Source organism: Roseateles sp. (assembly GCF_039595595.1).
Taxonomy (GTDB): Bacteria; Pseudomonadota; Gammaproteobacteria; order Burkholderiales; family Burkholderiaceae_C; genus Roseateles.
This window is the reverse complement of sequence record NZ_JBCNLG010000002.1, coordinates 275,420-293,405: the sequence shown is the minus strand read 5'-3', so window position 1 is coordinate 293,405 and position 17,986 is coordinate 275,420. Positions and strand designations below refer to the sequence as shown.

17 protein-coding genes are annotated in these 17,986 nt (G+C 69.6%); 8 read left to right on the top strand and 9 right to left on the bottom strand.

The annotated features are described in order from the left end of the window. Positions 1-39 precede the first annotated feature (39 nt). A complete protein-coding gene (locus ABDW61_RS04085) occupies positions 40-1,557 on the bottom strand; it encodes a hypothetical protein (RefSeq protein ID WP_343636455.1) in 1,518 nt (505 codons plus the stop codon). Positions 1,558-1,682: 125 nt separating this feature from the next. Between ABDW61_RS04085 and ABDW61_RS04080 the strand changes: the two genes are divergently transcribed. From ABDW61_RS04080 to ABDW61_RS04070, 3 genes are read left to right on the top strand one after another with little or no spacing between them, the layout of a single operon-like run. After that, a complete protein-coding gene (locus ABDW61_RS04080; protein WP_343636454.1) occupies positions 1,683-2,510 on the top strand; it encodes an AraC family transcriptional regulator in 828 nt (275 codons plus the stop codon). A 19-nt stretch (positions 2,511-2,529) separates the two neighbouring features. Continuing rightward, a complete protein-coding gene (locus ABDW61_RS04075) occupies positions 2,530-3,513 on the top strand; it encodes a DMT family transporter (protein ID WP_343636453.1) in 984 nt (327 codons plus the stop codon). Then, positions 3,510-4,523 (top strand): hypothetical protein, encoded by a 1,014-nt coding sequence (locus tag ABDW61_RS04070; RefSeq protein ID WP_343636451.1) that lies wholly within the window; start codon positions 3,510-3,512, stop codon positions 4,521-4,523. The genes ABDW61_RS04075 and ABDW61_RS04070 overlap by 4 nt, the downstream gene beginning before the upstream one ends. Positions 4,524-4,547: 24 nt before the next feature. Here the strand turns inward: ABDW61_RS04070 and ABDW61_RS04065 are convergent, their stop codons facing one another. After that, positions 4,548-6,002 carry a PLP-dependent aminotransferase family protein gene (locus ABDW61_RS04065; protein ID WP_343636449.1) on the bottom strand — a complete coding sequence of 485 codons (1,455 nt, stop codon included), beginning with the start codon at positions 6,000-6,002 and terminating at the stop codon, positions 4,548-4,550. Between the two features lie 152 nt (positions 6,003-6,154). Between ABDW61_RS04065 and ABDW61_RS04060 the strand changes: the two genes are divergently transcribed. Further along, on the top strand, positions 6,155-6,478 hold the full coding sequence (locus tag ABDW61_RS04060; protein ID WP_343636447.1) for a DUF2917 domain-containing protein: 324 nt from the start codon (positions 6,155-6,157) through the stop codon (positions 6,476-6,478). Positions 6,479-6,599: 121 nt separating this feature from the next. Further along, positions 6,600-8,240 carry a S41 family peptidase gene (locus ABDW61_RS04055; RefSeq protein WP_343636445.1) on the top strand — a complete coding sequence of 547 codons (1,641 nt, stop codon included), beginning with the start codon at positions 6,600-6,602 and terminating at the stop codon, positions 8,238-8,240. Positions 8,241-8,309: 69 nt separating this feature from the next. Here ABDW61_RS04055 and ABDW61_RS04050 read toward each other — a convergent pair whose 3' ends face one another. Then, complete coding sequence (locus tag ABDW61_RS04050) at positions 8,310-9,170, bottom strand: MurR/RpiR family transcriptional regulator (RefSeq protein ID WP_343636901.1); 861 nt, start codon at positions 9,168-9,170, stop codon at positions 8,310-8,312. A gap of 10 nt (positions 9,171-9,180) precedes the next feature. Then, positions 9,181-10,626 carry a glucose-6-phosphate dehydrogenase gene (gene zwf, locus ABDW61_RS04045; protein WP_343636443.1) on the bottom strand — a complete coding sequence of 482 codons (1,446 nt, stop codon included), beginning with the start codon at positions 10,624-10,626 and terminating at the stop codon, positions 9,181-9,183. A 193-nt stretch (positions 10,627-10,819) separates the two neighbouring features. Here zwf and tal point away from each other — a divergent pair, with 193 nt between their 5' ends. The 3 genes from tal to ABDW61_RS04030 are packed head-to-tail and all read left to right on the top strand — an operon-like array spanning position 10,820 to position 14,050. Further along, positions 10,820-11,770: a transaldolase gene (tal, locus tag ABDW61_RS04040; RefSeq protein WP_343636441.1), complete on the top strand. Its 951-nt coding sequence runs from the start codon at positions 10,820-10,822 to the stop codon at positions 11,768-11,770. After that, complete coding sequence (gene pgi / locus ABDW61_RS04035; protein WP_343636439.1) at positions 11,767-13,395, top strand: glucose-6-phosphate isomerase; 1,629 nt, start codon at positions 11,767-11,769, stop codon at positions 13,393-13,395. The genes tal and pgi overlap by 4 nt, the downstream gene beginning before the upstream one ends. Before the next feature lie 34 nt (positions 13,396-13,429). Further along, positions 13,430-14,050, top strand: a complete 621-nt coding sequence (locus ABDW61_RS04030; protein WP_343636437.1) for an HAD family phosphatase — start codon at positions 13,430-13,432, stop codon at positions 14,048-14,050. 37 nt (positions 14,051-14,087) lie between these two features. On the opposite strand, the gene ABDW61_RS04025 is transcribed toward ABDW61_RS04030, so the two are convergent. From ABDW61_RS04025 to ABDW61_RS04005, 5 genes are all read right to left on the bottom strand, one after another. Next, positions 14,088-14,297 (bottom strand): DNA gyrase inhibitor YacG, encoded by a 210-nt coding sequence (locus ABDW61_RS04025; RefSeq protein WP_343636435.1) that lies wholly within the window; start codon positions 14,295-14,297, stop codon positions 14,088-14,090. Between the two features lie 13 nt (positions 14,298-14,310). Beyond that, on the bottom strand, positions 14,311-15,066 hold the full coding sequence (zapD, locus tag ABDW61_RS04020) for a cell division protein ZapD (protein WP_343636899.1): 756 nt from the start codon (positions 15,064-15,066) through the stop codon (positions 14,311-14,313). A gap of 76 nt (positions 15,067-15,142) precedes the next feature. Continuing rightward, positions 15,143-15,736: a dephospho-CoA kinase gene (gene coaE, locus ABDW61_RS04015; RefSeq protein ID WP_343636432.1), complete on the bottom strand. Its 594-nt coding sequence runs from the start codon at positions 15,734-15,736 to the stop codon at positions 15,143-15,145. Between the two features lie 22 nt (positions 15,737-15,758). Next, positions 15,759-16,703: an A24 family peptidase gene (locus ABDW61_RS04010; protein ID WP_343636431.1), complete on the bottom strand. Its 945-nt coding sequence runs from the start codon at positions 16,701-16,703 to the stop codon at positions 15,759-15,761. Next, a complete protein-coding gene (locus tag ABDW61_RS04005; protein ID WP_343636430.1) occupies positions 16,704-17,939 on the bottom strand; it encodes a type II secretion system F family protein in 1,236 nt (411 codons plus the stop codon). Positions 17,940-17,986 lie beyond the last annotated feature (47 nt).

Genomic DNA, 17,986 nt, shown 5'->3' with positions numbered 1-17,986 from the left:
GGCAATGCGGCCTACGAGCGCGAGGTTGAGCGCGCCGCGTTAGAACATCCGGCGCAACACCCTGTCGATGCGTCGATTCAGCCGCTTGTACCAGCGCTCCCGGCGCTCGGGCGGCGGCGTCGCGATGGCGTTGCCGTCTGTCGGACCGGCCACGGCGCCGGTGCCCTCGGGCCCCATCGGCCGCTGTGTCGACGGCGGGATCACGGTGTCGGTGACCGGGTCCGGCTGCCGCGTGCCGGGCGTGGGGCTTGGCCCGTCATCGACCTTGCTCCAGTCGCGCAGGTTGCAGGTCCTGGCCGGCTGCTGGCCGGGCACGCGCACATTGCCCCAGGCGGCGAAGGTGCGTCCGGGCTGGCTTGGGAGCGGAGCGGCGATCAGGCATCGCGTCGGATCGCGGCTGTCGAAACTGTTGAAGGAGAAGCTCAGGTCCTTGATGGTCGTGTGAGTCTCGTCGTCGCCCGTGACCGGCTGGCGCGTGTCCATCGCGGCGCCGACCGCCATGTTGCCGCTGACGTCGCTGCGCTTGAGCGGCCGCGTGCCGTCGGGATCCGGCGTCAGCAGCAGATCCACGAGCTGCAGGGTGTTCCCGCTGATGAGGGTGTCCTGCGGCGCCTGGACGGTGAATGGCAGCGCCGAGCCCGCATCGCCTCGCACGGAGAGCTTGTTGCGTTCGAACTTCATCCGGTTGACATTGACCAGCGCCGCCGTCTGGCGCTGTGCGCCGGGCACGGCGTCCACCGTGATGACGTTATCGCTGACCGTGGTGGCGCCGGTCCCGCGGATGTCGAGTGCGGCCGTGAATTGGCCGAGCGGCTCCGTCGCCAGCGGGATGGCCGCATCGCGGGTGACCAGCACCGCCATCTCCTTCACCCGCGCCGGGGTAGCGCCCGCCATGTCGTCGCGCGCGCCCAGCAGATTGCCGCGCACCGTCGCGCCTTCGCCGCCGTGTCCGGACGCCACCAGGCCCACGCGGATGCCGGCGCCAGGGTGGCCCGGCTCGCGCCAAAGGACGTTGCCCTCGACCCGGTCCGCGCCGTTCACGCTGATCTGCGGCTCCGGCGAGGCCGTCTGCCGGAAACCGTTGTTGCGGATGACGCTGCCGCTGCGATGGAAGAAGTGAATAGCGATGTTGTCGAAGACCAGGCTGTCGATCAGCAGCTTGTTTGCACTGTGGAAGGTCTGGGTGACGAATGTCGTGCGATCCGACGGATTGACGAAATGCGTGATCCCGAAGCGGCTTCCCACCAGCACGTTGCCGGTGCGCAGCGGCAGATTCCCGCCGACGACATAGCGGCCCTGGGGGAAGTACAGACCGGTCTCTTGCGACACCAACTGGTCGAGCGCCGCACGGATGCGGTCCCCCTGATCGATCGGCGAATTGGCGAGGACGCCGTGATCGAGCGCGCAGACCATCCGGTAAGGGGCCTCGATGGGGGGCATCGGCTCGTTGCCGCACAGGGACCCGGGCAGCGGCAGCACGGGGGACATGGCGGTTGCGCCCAACGGCATCAGCAGCGCGGCGGCAAGGGGGGTCAGAAGATGCGAACGGTTCGGCATGAAGCCCTCCGGGGATGTGGCCAAGCCACGGGAGGGGAATGAGTGGGAGGGGCGCGGTGTTCGTGCGAAGGCTCGCGGCGATGGCGCGGCCCTGGCATGCGCCAGCCGGGCATAGACTCGCGCCCATGCCCACGGCGTTCGAGCATCCCGAGGATCAGGCCCAGTACCGCCGCCCTGCGCATCGCGCGGGCGTCGAGCTCTATCACGCCCACATCCTGCGCCACAGCTTCGAGCCGCACACGCACGAGGCCTACGGCCTGGGCGCGATCACCGATGGCGTCGGCCGCTTCCGCTGGCGCGGCGGCGAGCACCTGGCCCCGCGCGCGACGCTGATGCTGATGAACCCCGAGGACATCCACACCGGCGAGGCCGCCACCGCCCAGGCGTGGAGCTACCGCATGGTCTACCTCGACGAGGCGCTGCTGGCCGAGCTCTACGGCGGGCCGGCCTGGCGCTTTGACGCGGCCGTCGCGCATGACGCGGCGTCGGCCACGCGCGCGGCGGCGTTGATCGCGGCGCTGTGGCGCGCGCAGGAGCCGCTGGCCTTCGACAGCGCACTGCTGGAGCTGGTCCAGGACCTGAGCCGCCACGCGCATCGCGCGCCGGTGCGCCCCGACGGCGGCGCGCCGCGCTTCGCGCCCGTCATCGAGCACATGCGGGCCCACCTTGGCGAGTCGCTGGACACCGCCCGCCTGGCCGCCGTCGCGGGCTTGAGCCCCTTCCACTTCCTGCGCAGCTTCAAGGCGCAGCATCACGCGACGCCGCAGCAGGCGCTGATGGCGCTGCGCCTGAACGAGGCCAAGCGCCAGCTCGCCGCGGGACAGGCGCCGGCAATGGTCGCGGCCGCCGTGGGACTCACCGATCAGGCGCATCTGACGCGCGCGTTCGCGCGCCGCTATGGCGTCACGCCCGCGCGCTACCAGCAGCAACTGGGTACAAGACGCCGGGCCTGACGCGGCGCGACACTGCGCCATGTTGTCCGGATTCCTGTTCGCGCTCGCCGCCGGCCTGATGTGGGGCCTGGTGTTCGTCACGCCGCTGCTGCTGCCCGATTACCCGCCCGCCATGCTGATGGCTGGCCGCTACCTGGCCTTCGGCCTGCTGGCGCTGCCGCTGGCGCTGATCGACCGCCGCGAACTGCGGCGCCTGACGCGCGCCGACTGGCTCGACGCGGTCAAGCTCAGCGCCATCGGCAACTTCCTCTACTACCTGACACTGGCCGGCGCCATCCAGCGCGCCGGCGGCCCGCTGCCGACGATGATCATCGGCACGCTGCCCGTCGTGATCGCGATCTGTTCCAACCACCGCAACGCGGCGCGCGACGGCCACTACCGCTGGCGCGACCTGGCTCCCGCGCTGCTGCTCATCGCGGCCGGCATCGGCTGCGTGAATCAGGTCGAACAGGCGGCGCTCGCGCCACAGGCGATGGGCCGCTATCTGCAGGGCGCCGGCCTGGCGCTGATCGCGCTGGCCTGCTGGACCTGGTATCCGATCCGCAACGCCGACTGGCTGCGCGACCACGCCGGCCGCAGCCCGCGCGCCTGGGCCACCGCGCAGGGCCTGGTGACGCTGCCGATGGCGGCGCTCGCGTTCGCGGTCCTGGCCGTCGCCGACCGAACCGGATGGCCGCTGCTGCCCGCTGGCTTCGACTTCCCGGCGGGGCCTCGCCCGTGGCCCTTCATCGGGCTGATGGCGGCCGTCGGTCTGTTCGCGTCCTGGCTGGGCACGCTGTGCTGGAACGAGGCCAGCCAGCGCCTGCCCACCGCGCTGGTCGGCCAACTGATCGTGTTCGAGACGCTGGTCGCGCTGGCCTACGCGCAACTGCATCGCGGCGAGTGGCCGCCGCTGCTCGGCGCCGCGGGCGTGGCGCTGCTGATCGGCGGCGTCTGCTGGGCGCTGCGCCTCAAGCCGGTGCCGCCAGCGCGGGAACGGCAACTGCCCGCGTCGTCGGCATGAATTTTTTTCCTGACGATCCCCTCCGCCGCGCGCTGCTCCGGCGCGCTTCCTCCTGGTCGGCGCTCTGCGCCGCGTCGGCGGCCACCGTCTGGCTGCCGGCCCTGGCGCAACAGCCGCCCGACAGCGGCGTCCAGCAAGGCCAGTGGCGCGATCAATCGCGACTGCGCGACATCCCCTGGCGGCTGCGCCTGCCCGAAGGCGACCGGCCCGTCCCGCTGGTGGTCTTCTCGCACGGGCTGGGCGGGAGCCTGGACGGCGGGACCGAATGGGCGCGCGCCTGGGCCGAGGCCGGCGTCGCGACCCTGCATCTGCAGCATCCGGGCAGCGATCGCGCGATCTGGCGCGGCGGACTGCCGGCGGTGAAGGCGGCCGCCAGCGCCGAGCAACTGATCGAGCGCGGCCACGACGTGCAGTTCGCGGTCGAGCAACTCCTCAAGTTGCAGAAGGAACGCCAGGGACCCTGGGCGCGCGTGCGGCCGGACGCGCTCGGCATGTCGGGCCACTCCTTCGGCGCGCAGACGGCACTGGCGACGGCCGGCCGCGATTTCCAGCTGCGCAGCGCGCCCGACCTGACGGTGTCCGCCTTCAAGGCCTTCGCGGCCTTCAGCCCCTCGGCGGGGCATTTTCCCGGCAGCATCAAGAGCATCACGCGCCCGATGCTGTGCCTGACGGGCAGCCTCGATGGCAATCCGCTCGGCCAGGAGCGCGACGGCCACTACCGCCGCGCGGTCTACGACGCGCTGCCTGCCGGCGCGAAGGCGCAACTGTGGCTCGAGGGCGCCGATCACATGAGCTTTGGCGGCGGCGAGCGGGGCGCGGGATTCGGCCAGCGTCTGCTGGGCCGCGAGCGCGAGCGCGCGCCCGAGAAGCTCGCCGCGCATCACGAGGCGCTCATCAAGTCGATCACGACGGACTGGTGGCGCTGGCGGCTGCTCGACGACGAGGGCGCCAGCGCCCGGCTCAAATCGCCCAAGGGCCTGAACGCCGACGACGAGTGGCTCCAGGGCTGATCGCGCCGATCACGCCGATCGCGCCTAGGCGGCGAGCTCGTCGCTGCCGGGATTCATCAGCAGCGTCCGCGCCAGCGCGCCGATGCGGCGCAGCGCCTGCGGATGCTCCGGACCCCATCGCCCGCCCACGCCCAGCCGCACGCAATGCCGGAAGCGCGGGCTCGCCGAAAACATCAGGCCCGGCGCGATCACGATCTGCTCGGCCAGGCAGGCCTCGTAGAGCTGCGCCGCATCGAGCGACTCCGGCAGCTCCAGCCACAGGATGAAGCCGCCGGCCGGATCCGACACCCGCGTGCCCTTGGGGAAGCTTTCCGCGATCAGCCGCCGCGCCTGGTCGACCCGCGCCGCGATGGTCGCGCGCATCTGGCGCAGCGCCGCGCCGCCGCCGGCCTGCGTCAGCAGATCCGCCAGCGCCAGCTCCAGCACGCCCGACTGCGCGCCCGACTGCACCGCCTTGGTCTGGCGCAAGACCCGGCCCCAGCGGCCCGCCTCCACCCAGCCCATGCGCAGGCCCGGCGCGATCGTCTTCGAGAACGAGCCGCAGATCATCACGTGTCCGGTCGTGTCGAAGGACTTCACCGCGCGGCGCTTGTCCTCCTGCTCGGCCAGGTCGTTGTAGAGCACGTCCTCGATCAGCGCGACGTCGTGGCGCGCCAGCATCGCGGCCAGGCGCCGGCGCTCGGCCACCGGCAGGCTGGCGCCAAGCGGATTCGACAGCGTCGGCACCGTCAGCACCGCCTTGACCTGCTGCGTCTCGAAGGCCAGCTGCAGCGCGTCCAGCGACATGCCGTGGCGCGGATGCGTGGGGATTTCCAGCGCGCGCAGATGCAGGCTCTGCAGGATCTCGAGGAAGCCGTAATAGGTCGGCGATTCGAGTGCCACCACGTCGCCAGGCTTGCACACGACGCGCAGGCACAGGCTGATGGCCTCGATGCAGCTGTTGGTGATGACCACCTCGTCCGGATCCAGCACGCAGCCCAGGCCCAGCGCGTGGCGTGCGACCGCGCGGCGCGCCTCTTCCATGCCGGGACCGATCGGATAGGTGCACAGCAGCTCGCGATGCCGCATCACCGCCCGCGCCATCGCGCGGCGCACGCGGTCCTGGTCGAACAGCTCCGGCCCCGGACAGGCCGCCCCGAAGGAGACGAACGCCGGGTCCTGCGACAGCGCCATCACCTGCGCGCCGAGGTGGTCCAGCTCCACCATGCGGGAGGCCGCATCGGGCCGCGAGACCTTGGGCTCGGGCAGCCGCGGCGGGCGCGCGGCGACGAAGTAGCCGGAGCGCGGACGCGCCTCGATCAGCCGGGCGTCCTCGAGCCAGCGGTAGGCCTGCACCGCCGTCGACAGCGAGACGCCATGCTGGCCGGCGAGCTCGCGCACCGAGGGCAGCCGCTCGCCGCGCTTCAGGGTGCCGGCGCGGATCGACCGGGCCATCCGGTCGGCGAGTTGCATGTACAGCGGTAACAGCGGCGCGTCCATGCGCTGATTCTGTGTGTGGTCGCCCGCCGCCAACCAGTACAGATGAGCGGCAAGCCGGCCAGCACAGGCGATCCGCGTGCGTCTGCTGTACGCGCCGCCTTGGCCGGCGGCTGTGGATGGAGCGCCATGCAGCCGCTTTCTATCGTGGGGACATGCAACCGCTGCGCCTCCTCCCCCCACCGTTCCGGCTTCGGCTTTCGTCCGCGCCGGCCTTTGTTCCTCCCGCGCCGGAGCCGGACGCCGTCGTGCTGCCGACCGACGGACGCCCGCTCTCGCTGCGCGTGCGGCGCCCCGTGCGGCTGCGGGTGTTCGGCGGCCGCGCCTGGATCACCCGCGACGGCCACCCGGACGATCACTGGCTGCTTCCCGGTCAGACGCTGGATCTGCCCGCATCGCCGCGATGGGGCGGGTGGCGCCTCGTCGTCAGTGGCGAGGGCGCGTCACTCGTCACCCTGAAGGCGGAATCGCTCGGTTGAGATCGCCGCTCGTGGGTGGTTTGCCGCTATAACTCGCGCCTCAAAGTGGTCGGGTGACCCCCATAAGGGGTGAGCCGACAGAACAGATGACCGGGGACAAGTTCCCCACGAGGGAGTAGCGATGAATCGATCCGCGATGGTGCGGGTGACGCGTCTGGCCGTGGCCAGCGCCGTCGCCGCGATGGTGCTGACCGCCTGCGGGGGGGGCGGCGGTTCGGCGGGGGCGCCGGTGGTGGGCACCAATGGTGCCGGCAGCAGCGGCGGCAGCACGGGCGGTAGCAGCGGGAACAGCGGCGGAAGCACTGGCGGCAACGCGTCGATCCAGCCCAGCTCGAGCTACGCGCAGCAGTGCGCGCCGGGCAATCCCGAAGCGACGGCCAATCTCCGCGGCGGATCGCTGACGGCGGAGAAGAACTGGATCCGCGCCTACTTCGACGAGGTCTATCTCTGGCGCGAAGATGTGCCCACGCTCGATGCCTCGGCCGCGGCGTACAGCGGCAGCGATGTCGCCGTCGCGCTGAACAACTACTTCAGCGACCTGAAGTCGCAGCAGACCACGGCCAGCGGCAAGCGCAAGGACCAATTCAGCTTCATGCTCAGTACGCGCGAGTGGAACGCGCTGTCGCAGGGCGGCGTCGAACTGGGCTATGGGATCGACTGGCGCATGGCGTCGCCGACACCCCCGCGCGGCCTGCGCGTGCAGTTCGTCGAGCCCGGCAGCGCGGCCGACCGCGCCGGCGTGCGCCGCGGCGACACGCTGGTGTCCGTCGACGGCGCTGCCGCCGATGCCAGCGACGCGGCCGGCGTGGATACGCTCAATGCGGGCCTGTTCCCGGAGACGGCGGGATCCACGCACCGCTTCGTGCTGAGCGCGACCGGCGGCGCGACGCGCAGCATCTCGCTGACGGCCGGCGACGTCACAAAGACGCCGGTGCCGATCTCGCAGGTGCTGACCGGCGCCGATGGCGCGAAGGTGGGCTACATGGTCTTCAACGACCACATCCTGCCGGCCGAGGCGCAGCTGATCACCGCGGTGCAGGGCTTGCGCGCCAGCAACGTCAGCGACCTGATCGTCGACCTGCGCTACAACGGCGGCGGCTACCTGTTCATCGCCAGCGAACTGGCCTACATGATCGCGGGCAGCGGGCCGACCTCGGGCAAGACCTTCGAGCAACTGCGCTACAACAGCCGCCGCGCGGCCGAGACCAACAGCCAGGATGCCAAGACGCCGTTCTACGACACCTCGTCGACCAAGCAGCCGCTGCCGGCGCTGAACCTCAAGCGCGTGTTCGTGCTGGCGCAGTCGGGCACCTGCTCGGCCAGCGAGGCGCTGATCAACGGCCTGCGCGGCGTGGACGTCGAGGTCATCCTGATCGGCGGCACCACCTGCGGCAAGCCCTATGGCTTCACCGCCAAGGACAACTGCGGCTACAGCTACTTCCCGATCGAGTTCGTCGGCACCAACAACAAGGGCTTCGGCGACTACGCCGACGGCTTCGTGCCCGCTGGCGCCGGCGCGACCGGCATCAAGGGCTGCGCGGTGGCGGACGACCTCGAGCACGCGCTGGGCGACTCGGGCGAAGGCATGCTGGCCGCGGCGATGCAGTACCGCGCGAGCGGCATCTGCCCGGTGGCGCGAGGATCAGAGAGCGCAGGCATGGCGCGCGCGACCGCCGCGCGGGCGGTCGGGGCCGATGCCGTGGCGCTCAGGCCCAGAACGCTCGAGGCGCGCAGCAACCGCATCCTCGGCGGCCGCAACTGACCAGCGGGCGCCGTGGCCCCGGGGCTGCGGCGCGCCGGCGCCCTGCGCGCCATGACGCGCCATGACGCGCTATTGCGCGTAGCGCTTGGTGCGCAGGTTGCGCTTGATCTCCTGCAGCATTGGCCGCAGGTGCTCGCCCAGCCGCAGCGCGACGCCGGTGGTCAGCACGTCCACCACGATCAGGTGCAGCAGCCGCGACACCATCGGGCTGTAGCGGTCGTAGTCCTCGGGGTGGTCGACGGCCAGCAGCACCTGGCCGGGGAGCTGCCCCATCTGCGCCAGCGGCGAGCCGCTGGCGGTGATGATGATGGTCGTCGCGCCCTTCTTGCGGGCGATCTCGGCGGCGTCCATCAGGTCGCGGCTGCGGCCCGAGTTGGAGATGACCACCGCGCAGTCGCCGCTGTCCAGCATGGTCGCGCTCATCAGCTGGACGTGGCCGTCGCTGCACGCGAAGGTGTTCACGCCCAAGCGGAAGAACTTGTGCTGCGCGTCCTGCGCCACGATGCCGGAGTTGCCGACGCCGTAGAACTCGATGCGGCGGTGCTGGCGCGCGGCCTCGGACAGCGCCGTGATGGCGCGCTCGAACGCATGGCTGGCGGCGTCGTTGCGGTAGTGCAGCAGCGCCGCCACCGCGTTGTCCACCACCTTGACGATCAGGTCGCCGGGCTTGTCGTCCTCGTCGACGGCGCGGTGCACGAAGGGCACGCCCTCGTTGACGCTGCCAGCCAGCTTCAGCTTGAAGTCGGCCAGCCCGTCGTAGCCCACGCTGCGGCAGAAGCGCACGACGGTGGGCTTGCTCACGTGCGAGCGGTCGGCGAGCTCGCTGACCGGCAGGTTCGCGAACGAGCGCGGATCCGCCAGCAGCAGCTTGGCGACCCGCTGCTCCGCCGGCGGCAGTGCCGGCAGCGCGGCCTTGATGCGTTCGAGCATGCTCATCGCGTCAGCATTCCTCGATCCACGAGTGACCGTCGCGCGCCACCAGCGCGCTGGAGGCCGGCGGGCCCCAGCTGCCGGCGACATAGGTGCGCGGACCGGTGCTGTCCTGCTTCCAGAAGTTCAGGATCGGCTCGACCCAGCGCCAGGCCTGCTCCTGCTCGTCGCTGCGCACGAACAGGTTCAGGCGGCCGGCGATCGCGTCCAGCAGCAGCCGCTCATAGGCGCCCACGCGGGTGTGGGCGAAGGCCTTGTCGAAGTCCAGGTCCAGCGAGACCGGGCTCAGCGCCTCGTTGCTGGAGCCGCCCTTGTTGGCCATCAGTTGCAGCTCCAGGCCGTCCTCGGGCTGCAGCTTGATGATCAGCCGGTTGGGGCAGCTGCCGCCCGGGAAGATCGGATGCGGCACCGGGCGGAAGTTGATGACGATCTGCGCGTCGCGCGCCGCCAGGCGCTTGCCGGTGCGCAGGTAGAAGGGCACGCCGGCCCAGCGCCAGTTCTGGATCTCGGTCTTGAGCGCGACGAAGGTCTCGGTGTGGCTGTCGGCGGGGATCTTGCCCTCGTCGAGATAACCCGGCACCTGCCGGCCGTCCACAGTGCCGGCGCGGTACTGGCCGCGCACCACGTCGCGCGCGACGCTCTCGGCGGTGAAGGGCTTGAGCGCGCGCAGCACCTTGAGCTTCTCGTCGCGGATCGCGTCGGCGTCGTTGGAAGAGGGCGCCTCCATCGCGATCATCGTCAGCAGCTGCAGCGCGTGGTTCTGGATCATGTCGCGCAGCGCGCCGGTGCCGTCGTAGAACGGTCCCCGGGTGCCCACGCCCAGGCCTTCGGCCAGCGTGATCTGGATGTTGGCGATGCTCTCGCGGCGCCACAGCGGCTCGAACAGCGCGTTGCCGAAGCGCAGCGCCATCAGGTTCTGCACCGAAGGCTTGCCCAGGTAGTGGTCGATGCGGAAGGCCTGCGTCTCGGCGAACACCGAGCGCACCACGCGGTTGATCTCCTGGGCGCTGGCCAGGTCGTGCCCCAGCGGCTTCTCCAGCACGACGCGCACGTTCTCGCCGTTCAGGCCGGCGGCGCCGAGCTGCTGGCAGATCTGCGTGAACAGGTGGGGGCTGGTGGCCAGGTAGAGCACGACCGTGTCGGCATTGCGCTCGCCCAGCCACTCCTTGAGGCGCGCGTAATGGTCCGGCTGCGAAAGGTCCATGCGGCGGTAATGCACCAGCTCGGAGAAGCGGGCGAACTCCTCGTCGTTGGGCCGCTTGCCGGCCTCGACCTCCTGGAAGCGCTCCTTGAGCCACTCGCGGTAGCGCTCGTCGGACTGGTCGTCGCGCGCGACGGCCAGGATGCGGCCGCCCTCGGGCAGCTTGCCGTGCCGGAACGCCTGGAAGAGCGCGGGCATCAGCTTGCGCCAGGTCAGGTCACCGGTGCCACCAAAGAAGACGAGATCGAAGGACATGAGCGCGGCGCCCGCATCCGGGCGTAAGAGTTGTTGGCGATGTCTTGATGTAACGAAGTTACCGGAATTATGATGCCCCAGTTTCTTGGGCCGGTCAACGTGCCACCCGGCACCCGGACCGCTCGGCACGAGCGGGTCTAATACGGGGTTTCCCGCCTGCGGCAAAGCCGATTCCCTCACCTCCGCCACGCACATGAACCAGCTCGACCAACTGAAGGCCTTCACCACCGTCGTCGCCGATACCGGCAACTTCAAGCAACTGGCGCAGTTCACGCCGCGCGACGCGACGACCAACCCGTCGCTGATCCTCAAGGCGGTGCAGTCGCCCGACTACGCCCACCTGCTCGAGGACACCGTGGCCGCCAGCAAGACCGACGCGCTGGACCTGATCGTGGACAAGGTGCTGGTGGCCTTCGGCCTGGAGATTCTGAAGGTCGTGCCGGGCCGCGTGTCGACCGAGGTGGACGCGCGCCTGAGCTTCGACACCGTCGCGACGCTGGCCCGCGCGCGCCGCCTGATCCAGATGTACGAGGACGCCGGCATCGGCCGCGAGCGCGTGCTGATCAAGATCGCCTCCACCTGGGAGGGCATCCAGGCCGCGCGCGAACTGGAGCTGGAAGGCATCCGCACCAACCTGACGCTGCTGTTCTCGTTCTGCCAGGCCGTGGCCTGTGGGGAGAACGGCATCCAGCTGATCTCGCCCTTCGTCGGCCGGATCTACGACTGGTACAAGAAGTCCGCCGGCGCGAACTGGGACGAGGCCGCCCATGCCGGCGTGAACGATCCGGGCGTGAAGTCGGTGACCGCGATCTACAACTATTTCAAGAAGCAGGGCATCAAGACCGAGGTCATGGGCGCGAGTTTCCGCAACATCGGCCAGATCCAGGCGCTGGCCGGCTGCGACCTGCTGACGATCAGCCCCGATCTGCTGGCCCAGCTGCAGGCCAGTGAAGCCCCGCTGACGCACGCGCTGGACGCCGAGGCCGCCAAGGCCCTGGATTTGCCCAAGGTCTCCTTCAACGAAGCGGCCTTCCGCTTCGCCCTCAACCAGGACGCCATGGCCACCGAGAAGCTGGCCGAAGGCATCCGCCTGTTTGCCGCCGACGCCGGCAAGCTGGACCAGATGATCGAAAGCCTGCGATGACCGAGTTCCCGCGTTGCGACCGCAGCCCGACCTGGGCGGCCCTGCACACCCATTTCCAGCAATCCGGCCGCGCGTTCGACGTGCGCCAGGCCTTCGCCGCGGATCCGGAGCGCTTTGCCGCCTGGTCGCTGCAGGCGCCGGAGGTGTTCGCGGACCTGTCGAAGAACCGCATCGACGCCCGCACGCTGGAACTGCTGCTGCAGTTGGCCCGGGACGTGCAGCTCGAGTCGCAACGCGAGGCGCTCTTCCATGGCGATCCCATCAACGCGACCGAGGGCCGCGCGGTGCTGCACACCGCGCTGCGCGCGCCGGCGGGGCAGGGGCCGTTCTCCGGAGAGGTGCAGGAGGCGCTCGCGCGCATGCTGGCCTTCGCCGACCGCGTCCGTGATCAGGCCAGCAGCGGCATCACCGATGTCGTGCACATCGGCATCGGCGGCTCGGACCTCGGCCCGGCGATGGTGGTGCAGGCCTTGCAGTCATATGTGCCGGCGGGCCTGAAGCTGCATTTCGTCTCCAACGTCGACGGGCACGACCTGGCCCCGGTGCTGCGCGGTCTCGATCCGAAGACGACGCAGTTCATCGTCGCGTCCAAGACCTTCACGACGCAGGAGACGCTGGCCAACGCGATGGCCGCCAAGGCCTGGTTCCTGAACAGCGGCGGCACCGACATCGCGCGGCACTTCGCCGCGACCACCAGCAATGCAAAGGCTGCCGCCGAGTTCGGCATCGACACGACCTTTGGTTTCTGGGACTGGGTTGGCGGCCGCTACTCGCTGTGGTCGGTGATCGGCCTGCCGATCGCGATCGCCGTGGGCTCGCAGCAGTTCCGCGCGCTGCTCGCGGGCGCCCATGCGATGGACCGCCATTTCCGCGAGGCGCCGCTGGCGCGCAACCTGCCGGTGCTGCTGGGCCTGCTGGACGTCTGGTATCGCAACTTCCACGGTTTCGGCAGCCGCTCGGTGGCCCCCTACCACCAAGGCCTGCGCCGGCTGCCCGCCTACCTCCAGCAACTGGAGATGGAGAGCAACGGCAAGGGCGTCGACCGCGAGGGCGCGCCGCTCCCCTTCGGCACCAGCCCCGTGGTCTGGGGCGAGGCCGGCACCAATGGCCAGCACGCCTACTTCCAGATGCTGCACCAGGGCACGGACGTGATCCCGGTCGAGTTCATCGCGGTGAAGACGCCCAACTTCGGCGACCACGTGCGGGGTGAACTGCTGGACAAGCTCAAGGACCAGCACGTCAAGCTGCTGGCGAACTGCCTGGCGCAGTCGCAGGCGCTGATGCAAGGCAAGACCGCCGAGGCCGCGCGCGCCGAGTCGGCGCCGACCGCGTCGAAGGACCTCGATCCCGAAGTGCTCGCCCGCCATCGCAGCTTCCCGGGCAACCGTCCGAGCACGACGCTGCTGCTGGACGCGCTCACGCCGTCCTCGCTGGGCGCGCTGATCGCGCTGTACGAGCACCGCGTGTTCGTCAGCGGCGCCGTGTGGAACATCAACAGCTTCGACCAGTGGGGCGTGGAGCTCGGCAAGGCGCTGTGCAACAGCCTGCTGCCGCGGCTGACCAGCGGTGATGCCTCGGGCCTGGACGCGTCCACCGCCGGCCTGCTCGCCAAGGTGCGCGGCTGACCCCCTTCCCCTTCAGCAGTAGAGATCCCCATAGATGAAGATCGTGTTCGACTTCGGCGCGGTGCTGTTCCATTGGCACCCGCCGAGTTTCCTGGCCCGGGTCTGGGCCCATCGCGTTCCCGATGAGATCGAAGGCGCCGAGATCGCCAAGCATTTCTTCCAGGCCTACAGCGGCGACTGGGGCGCCTTCGACCAGGGGTTGATCGACGCGCCGACGACCGCCGATCGCATCCACGCCCGCACCGGCTGGCCGCGCGAGGAGATCGTGGCGGTGATGGATGCGGTGCCGTCGGAGCTCAAGCTGATCGAAGGCACGGCCGCCTTGATCCGCGAGCTGAAGGCGCAGGGGCACACGCTGCACTTCCTGTCGAACATGCCGGAACCGTACGCGGATTACCTCGAGCAGACCTTCCCGCTGAAGGAGTGGTTCGTGTCGGGCGTGTTCTCGGGCCGGGTGAAGCAGTCCAAGCCGTCGAAGGCCATCTTCGATCTGGCGCTCGCGCAGTTCGGCGCGAAGGCGGACGAGCTGCTCTTCCTCGACGACCATCCGGCCAACATCGCCGCGGCGAAGGAACTCGGGTGGCACACCCACCTGTTCACGACGCCGGAGCTTGCTCGCCAGGATCTCGTGCGGCGCGCGTTGCTGCCCGCCTGAGGCGCTCAATGAAGCACCGGCCTGACGGCCGGTGTCTTCATTTGGAGGCGTCGTCCTCGTCGACGGTGGTGGGCGGCGCGGCCACGCGGAAGGACTCGTCGGACCAATGGCCCAGGTCGATCTGGCGGCAGCGCTCGCTGCAGAACGGACGCCAGAGGTTGTCCGGCGAGAACAGGCTGTCGCCGCCACAGGTCGGGCAGGGGACGATGCGCGGCGCCGCAGTGGCGGGGATGAATCGCTCGGTCATGACGATACGGCTGTCAGGAACACAGGGTGAGTTCGAAGGTGGCGTCGACGGGTGCCGGTTTCAAGCGCCCGTCTTCGTCCTGGCGCATCAGCCGGATCGAGACCATCAGGCGGTGGCCGCTGATCTCCGGGACCAGGCCCAGGCTGGGGTCGATGCGCATGCGCAGCAACTGGAAGCTGCGTCCGGGCGGCAGGCTTTGCTGGTACTGACCGGCGTGGGCCGCCACCTTGTGCGGCGAGCCGCTGTCGCGCAGCAGGCCCAGCAGCACGTTCAGCGCCTCGGCCATCGGCATCAAGGTCTGCGCCCACTGCATCAGGTCATTGCGCCGCCGCACCGGCAGCAACTGCTGCCAGGCGTAGTAGGCGGGCAGGTCGAACTCGCAGGTGCCGCCGGGGATGGAGATGCGGCTGCGGATGCTCATCAGCCATTCATGGGTCGTGAGCGCGTGGCCGGCCTTGCCGGGGAGCTGGTTGAGCTTGTCGAACGCGGCGTCGATGCGGCCGACCACCTCGTCCAGCACCGCTTCCGAGACCGCCGGGTTGCCCCGGTAGCCGTTGAATTGGGTGCGATGGCGCTCCAGTTCCTTGAGCAGGTCCGCTTTCAAGTCGGCGCGCGACGCGACGTCCATCACTTCGAAGATGGTGGCGAGCGCGTAGTGGTGATCCAGCGCGGTGTCTCGCGCCATCAGCTGTCCCAGCCGATCGAACAGGTGTTCGAGCCTGAGCATCGTGCGGATGCTCTCGTTGAACGGGTATTCGTAGAGGACCAAGTCGACCATCCCTTTGCGGCAAGCGGCCATTGTTCCACAGCATGCCGGCGCATCACCCCGATCGGGGCAGGGGTGGTCAGAACAAGGGACTGGCGAGCAGATCCCTGAGCTCTTGATGGAGTTCAGGCAGCGTGAGCCCCTCGTTATGGATCACGGCGTCGGCGGCGGCGCGCCGCTGAGTGCGCGTGGCCTGCTGGGCGAGGATGGCCCGCACGGCCGCCTCGCTCAGGCCCGACCGCGCCATGACGCGCGCGATCTGTGTCTCCTCGCGGCAGTCCACGACCAGGACGCGGTCCACCAGACGGCGCCAGCGGCCGGACTCGACCAGCAGGGGGACATCGAACACCACCCGCTGGCCTGGCGCCGCGAGCGCGGCCTGGCGGGTTGTCTCGGCGCCAATCATCGGGTGCAGGATGGCTTCGAGCGCCTGCTTGGCTGTGGGGTCGCGGAAGGCCAGGTCGCGCATCGCGGCGCGATCCAGCGCGCCGTCTGCGGAGACGAAAGCCGGGCCGAAGCGCGCCTCGATCGCCGCCATCGCCGCGCCCCCCGGGACGGTCAGCGCGCGCGAGATGGCATCCGTGTCCACCAGCAGCGCGCCTCCGAGCTCGACCAGCGCCGCCGCAACGGTGCTCTTGCCGCTGCCGATGCCGCCGGTCAGGCCGATGCGCACGGTGGATGGGCCGCGAGAACGATCAGACCGGCTGCAGGCCGAGCCATGCGGCCACGCGCGTGGTCCCGGTCAGCAGCACCGCCAGTCCGCCTCCGGCGAGGAAGGGGCCGAAGGGCACATAGCGGCCCTCGCGCAGACCGCCGCTCATCTTCAGGCCGATGCCGACGAAGGCGCCGATCAGCGATGCGAACAAGGCCACCGGCAGCACCATCTGCCAGCCCAGCCAGGCACCCAACGCGGCCAGCAGCTTGAAATCGCCGTAGCCCATGCCTTCCTTGCCGGTCGCCAGCTTGAAGACCCAGTAGATCGTCCACAGCGCCAGATAGCCCACCACCGCGCCGATCAGCGCATCCTGCAGCGAGACCGGAATCCACTGGGCATAGGCGGCGATCAGGCCAGCCCAGAGCAGCGGCTGGTTGATGCTGTCGGGCAGCAGCGTCGTGTCCCAATCGATGCCGGCCAGCGCCACCAGCGCCGCGGCGAAGCCGCAATACAGCAGCGTCGCCGGCTGGGCGCCGAAGCGCCACGCGACACCGGCGAACAACAGGCCGGTCAGCAGTTCGACGAAGGGATAGCGCTTGGAAATCGGGGCCTTGCACGAGGCGCACTTGCCGCCCAGCCGCAGCCAGCCAAGGACCGGCAGGTTCTCGTGCCAGCGCAGCCCGTGGCCGCAATGTGGGCAGCGGGATGCCGGGCGGATCAGCGAAAAAACCGGGAGCCGATCGAGTGCCTCGCGCAGCGGCACGGCGGACGCGGCCAGCCGCTGGGCCTGGGCCGCGTCGAGTCCGGCGTGCGTGCGCAGGTCGTCCTCCTGCGACAGCTGATCGGCGCAGTCGGACAGCCAGGTGCGCTGCAGCATCACCGGCAGCCGGTAGATCACCACGTTCAGGAAGCTGCCCACGCACAGGCCGATGAGGCCGAGGTACGCGGGCGAGAGCAGCGCTTCCAGCAGAGGCTGGTCCAGCACTTAGACCACCGCGCCCAGCTTGAAGATCGGCAAGTACATCGAGACGACGATGCCACCGATCAAGCCGCCGAGGAAGACGATGATCAGCGGCTCCATCAGGCTGGACAGCGCCTTCACCGCGTCGTCCACTTCTTCTTCGTAGAAGTCGGCCGCCTTGCCCAGCATGTGATCCAGCGATCCGGACTCCTCGCCGATCGATGCCATCTGCAGCACCATGATCGGGAAAATGCCGGTGGTCTGCATCGAGGTGGTCAGCGAGGCGCCGGTCGACACGTCGCGCTGGATCTTCTCCGTCGCCTCGACGAACACCGCATTGCCCGAGGCGCCGCCGACGGAGTCGAGCGCTTCGACCAGCGGCACACCTGCGGCGAACATCGTCGCCAGCGTGCGCGTCCAGCGGGCCACCGCCGACTTGTAGATCAGCTGTCCGAAGATGGGGACTTTCAGCAGCAGCCGGTCCATGAACTTCTGCATCTTCTCCGAGCGTTTCCAGCTCTGAAAGAAGAAATAGAGGCCGCCGCCGATCACGCCGAAGATCAGCCACCAGTACGCGACGAAGATCTCCGACATCGCCATCACGAACAGCGTGGGAGCGGGGAGGTCCGCGCCGAAGGACTTGAACACGTCCTTGAAGGCCGGGATGACGAAGATCATGATCACGGCGGTCACGACGAAGGCCACGATCATCACCGCGATCGGGTAGGTCAGTGCCGACTTGATCTTGCCCTTCAGCGCGACGGTCTTTTCCTGGTAGATCGCCAGGCGATCCAGCAGCGCTTCCAGGATGCCGCCCTGCTCGCCGGCCTCGACCAGGTTGCAGTACAGCGCGTCGAAGTAGAGCGGGTGCTTGCGGAAGGCGGCCGACAGCGAAGTGCCGGTCTCGACATCCTGCCGGATGTCGGTCAGCAGCTTGGTCAGCCGCGGGTTCGGCGAGCCCCGCGCCACGATGTCGAAGGCCTGCAGCAGGGGCACGCCGGCGCGCATCATCGTCGCCAACTGGCGCGTGAAGACGGCGATGTCCTTCTGCTTGATGGACTTGCCGCCTGAACTGCGGCGCTTCTTGACCTTCGTGACCAGGATGCCCTGGCGGCGCAGCGAGGCGCTGATGACGGCCTCGCCGCCGGCGCGCATCTCACCGCGGACGATCTTGCCGTTGCGGTCCTTGCCTTCCCATTCGAAGACGAATTCCTTGATGCCCTTGGAAGAGCTCCTGCCGCTCGCGGTGGTCGTTGCCATATCACCTCCTGCCGTCGCGCCGGTTGACCGGCGCTCCCAATCTTTGA

Coding starts and splice junctions, on each gene's coding strand:
- ABDW61_RS04085 (WP_343636455.1), bottom strand. CDS start 1,557: ATGCCGAACCGTTCGCATCTTCTGACCCCCCTTGCCGCCGCGCTGCTG.
- ABDW61_RS04080 (WP_343636454.1), top strand. CDS start 1,683: ATGCCCACGGCGTTCGAGCATCCCGAGGATCAGGCCCAGTACCGCCGC.
- ABDW61_RS04075 (WP_343636453.1), top strand. CDS start 2,530: ATGTTGTCCGGATTCCTGTTCGCGCTCGCCGCCGGCCTGATGTGGGGC.
- ABDW61_RS04070 (WP_343636451.1), top strand. CDS start 3,510: ATGAATTTTTTTCCTGACGATCCCCTCCGCCGCGCGCTGCTCCGGCGC.
- ABDW61_RS04065 (WP_343636449.1), bottom strand. CDS start 6,002: ATGGACGCGCCGCTGTTACCGCTGTACATGCAACTCGCCGACCGGATG.
- ABDW61_RS04060 (WP_343636447.1), top strand. CDS start 6,155: ATGCAACCGCTGCGCCTCCTCCCCCCACCGTTCCGGCTTCGGCTTTCG.
- ABDW61_RS04055 (WP_343636445.1), top strand. CDS start 6,600: ATGAATCGATCCGCGATGGTGCGGGTGACGCGTCTGGCCGTGGCCAGC.
- ABDW61_RS04050 (WP_343636901.1), bottom strand. CDS start 9,170: ATGCTCGAACGCATCAAGGCCGCGCTGCCGGCACTGCCGCCGGCGGAG.
- zwf (WP_343636443.1), bottom strand. CDS start 10,626: ATGTCCTTCGATCTCGTCTTCTTTGGTGGCACCGGTGACCTGACCTGG.
- tal (WP_343636441.1), top strand. CDS start 10,820: ATGAACCAGCTCGACCAACTGAAGGCCTTCACCACCGTCGTCGCCGAT.
- pgi (WP_343636439.1), top strand. CDS start 11,767: ATGACCGAGTTCCCGCGTTGCGACCGCAGCCCGACCTGGGCGGCCCTG.
- ABDW61_RS04030 (WP_343636437.1), top strand. CDS start 13,430: ATGAAGATCGTGTTCGACTTCGGCGCGGTGCTGTTCCATTGGCACCCG.
- ABDW61_RS04025 (WP_343636435.1), bottom strand. CDS start 14,297: ATGACCGAGCGATTCATCCCCGCCACTGCGGCGCCGCGCATCGTCCCC.
- ABDW61_RS04005 (WP_343636430.1), bottom strand. CDS start 17,939: ATGGCAACGACCACCGCGAGCGGCAGGAGCTCTTCCAAGGGCATCAAG.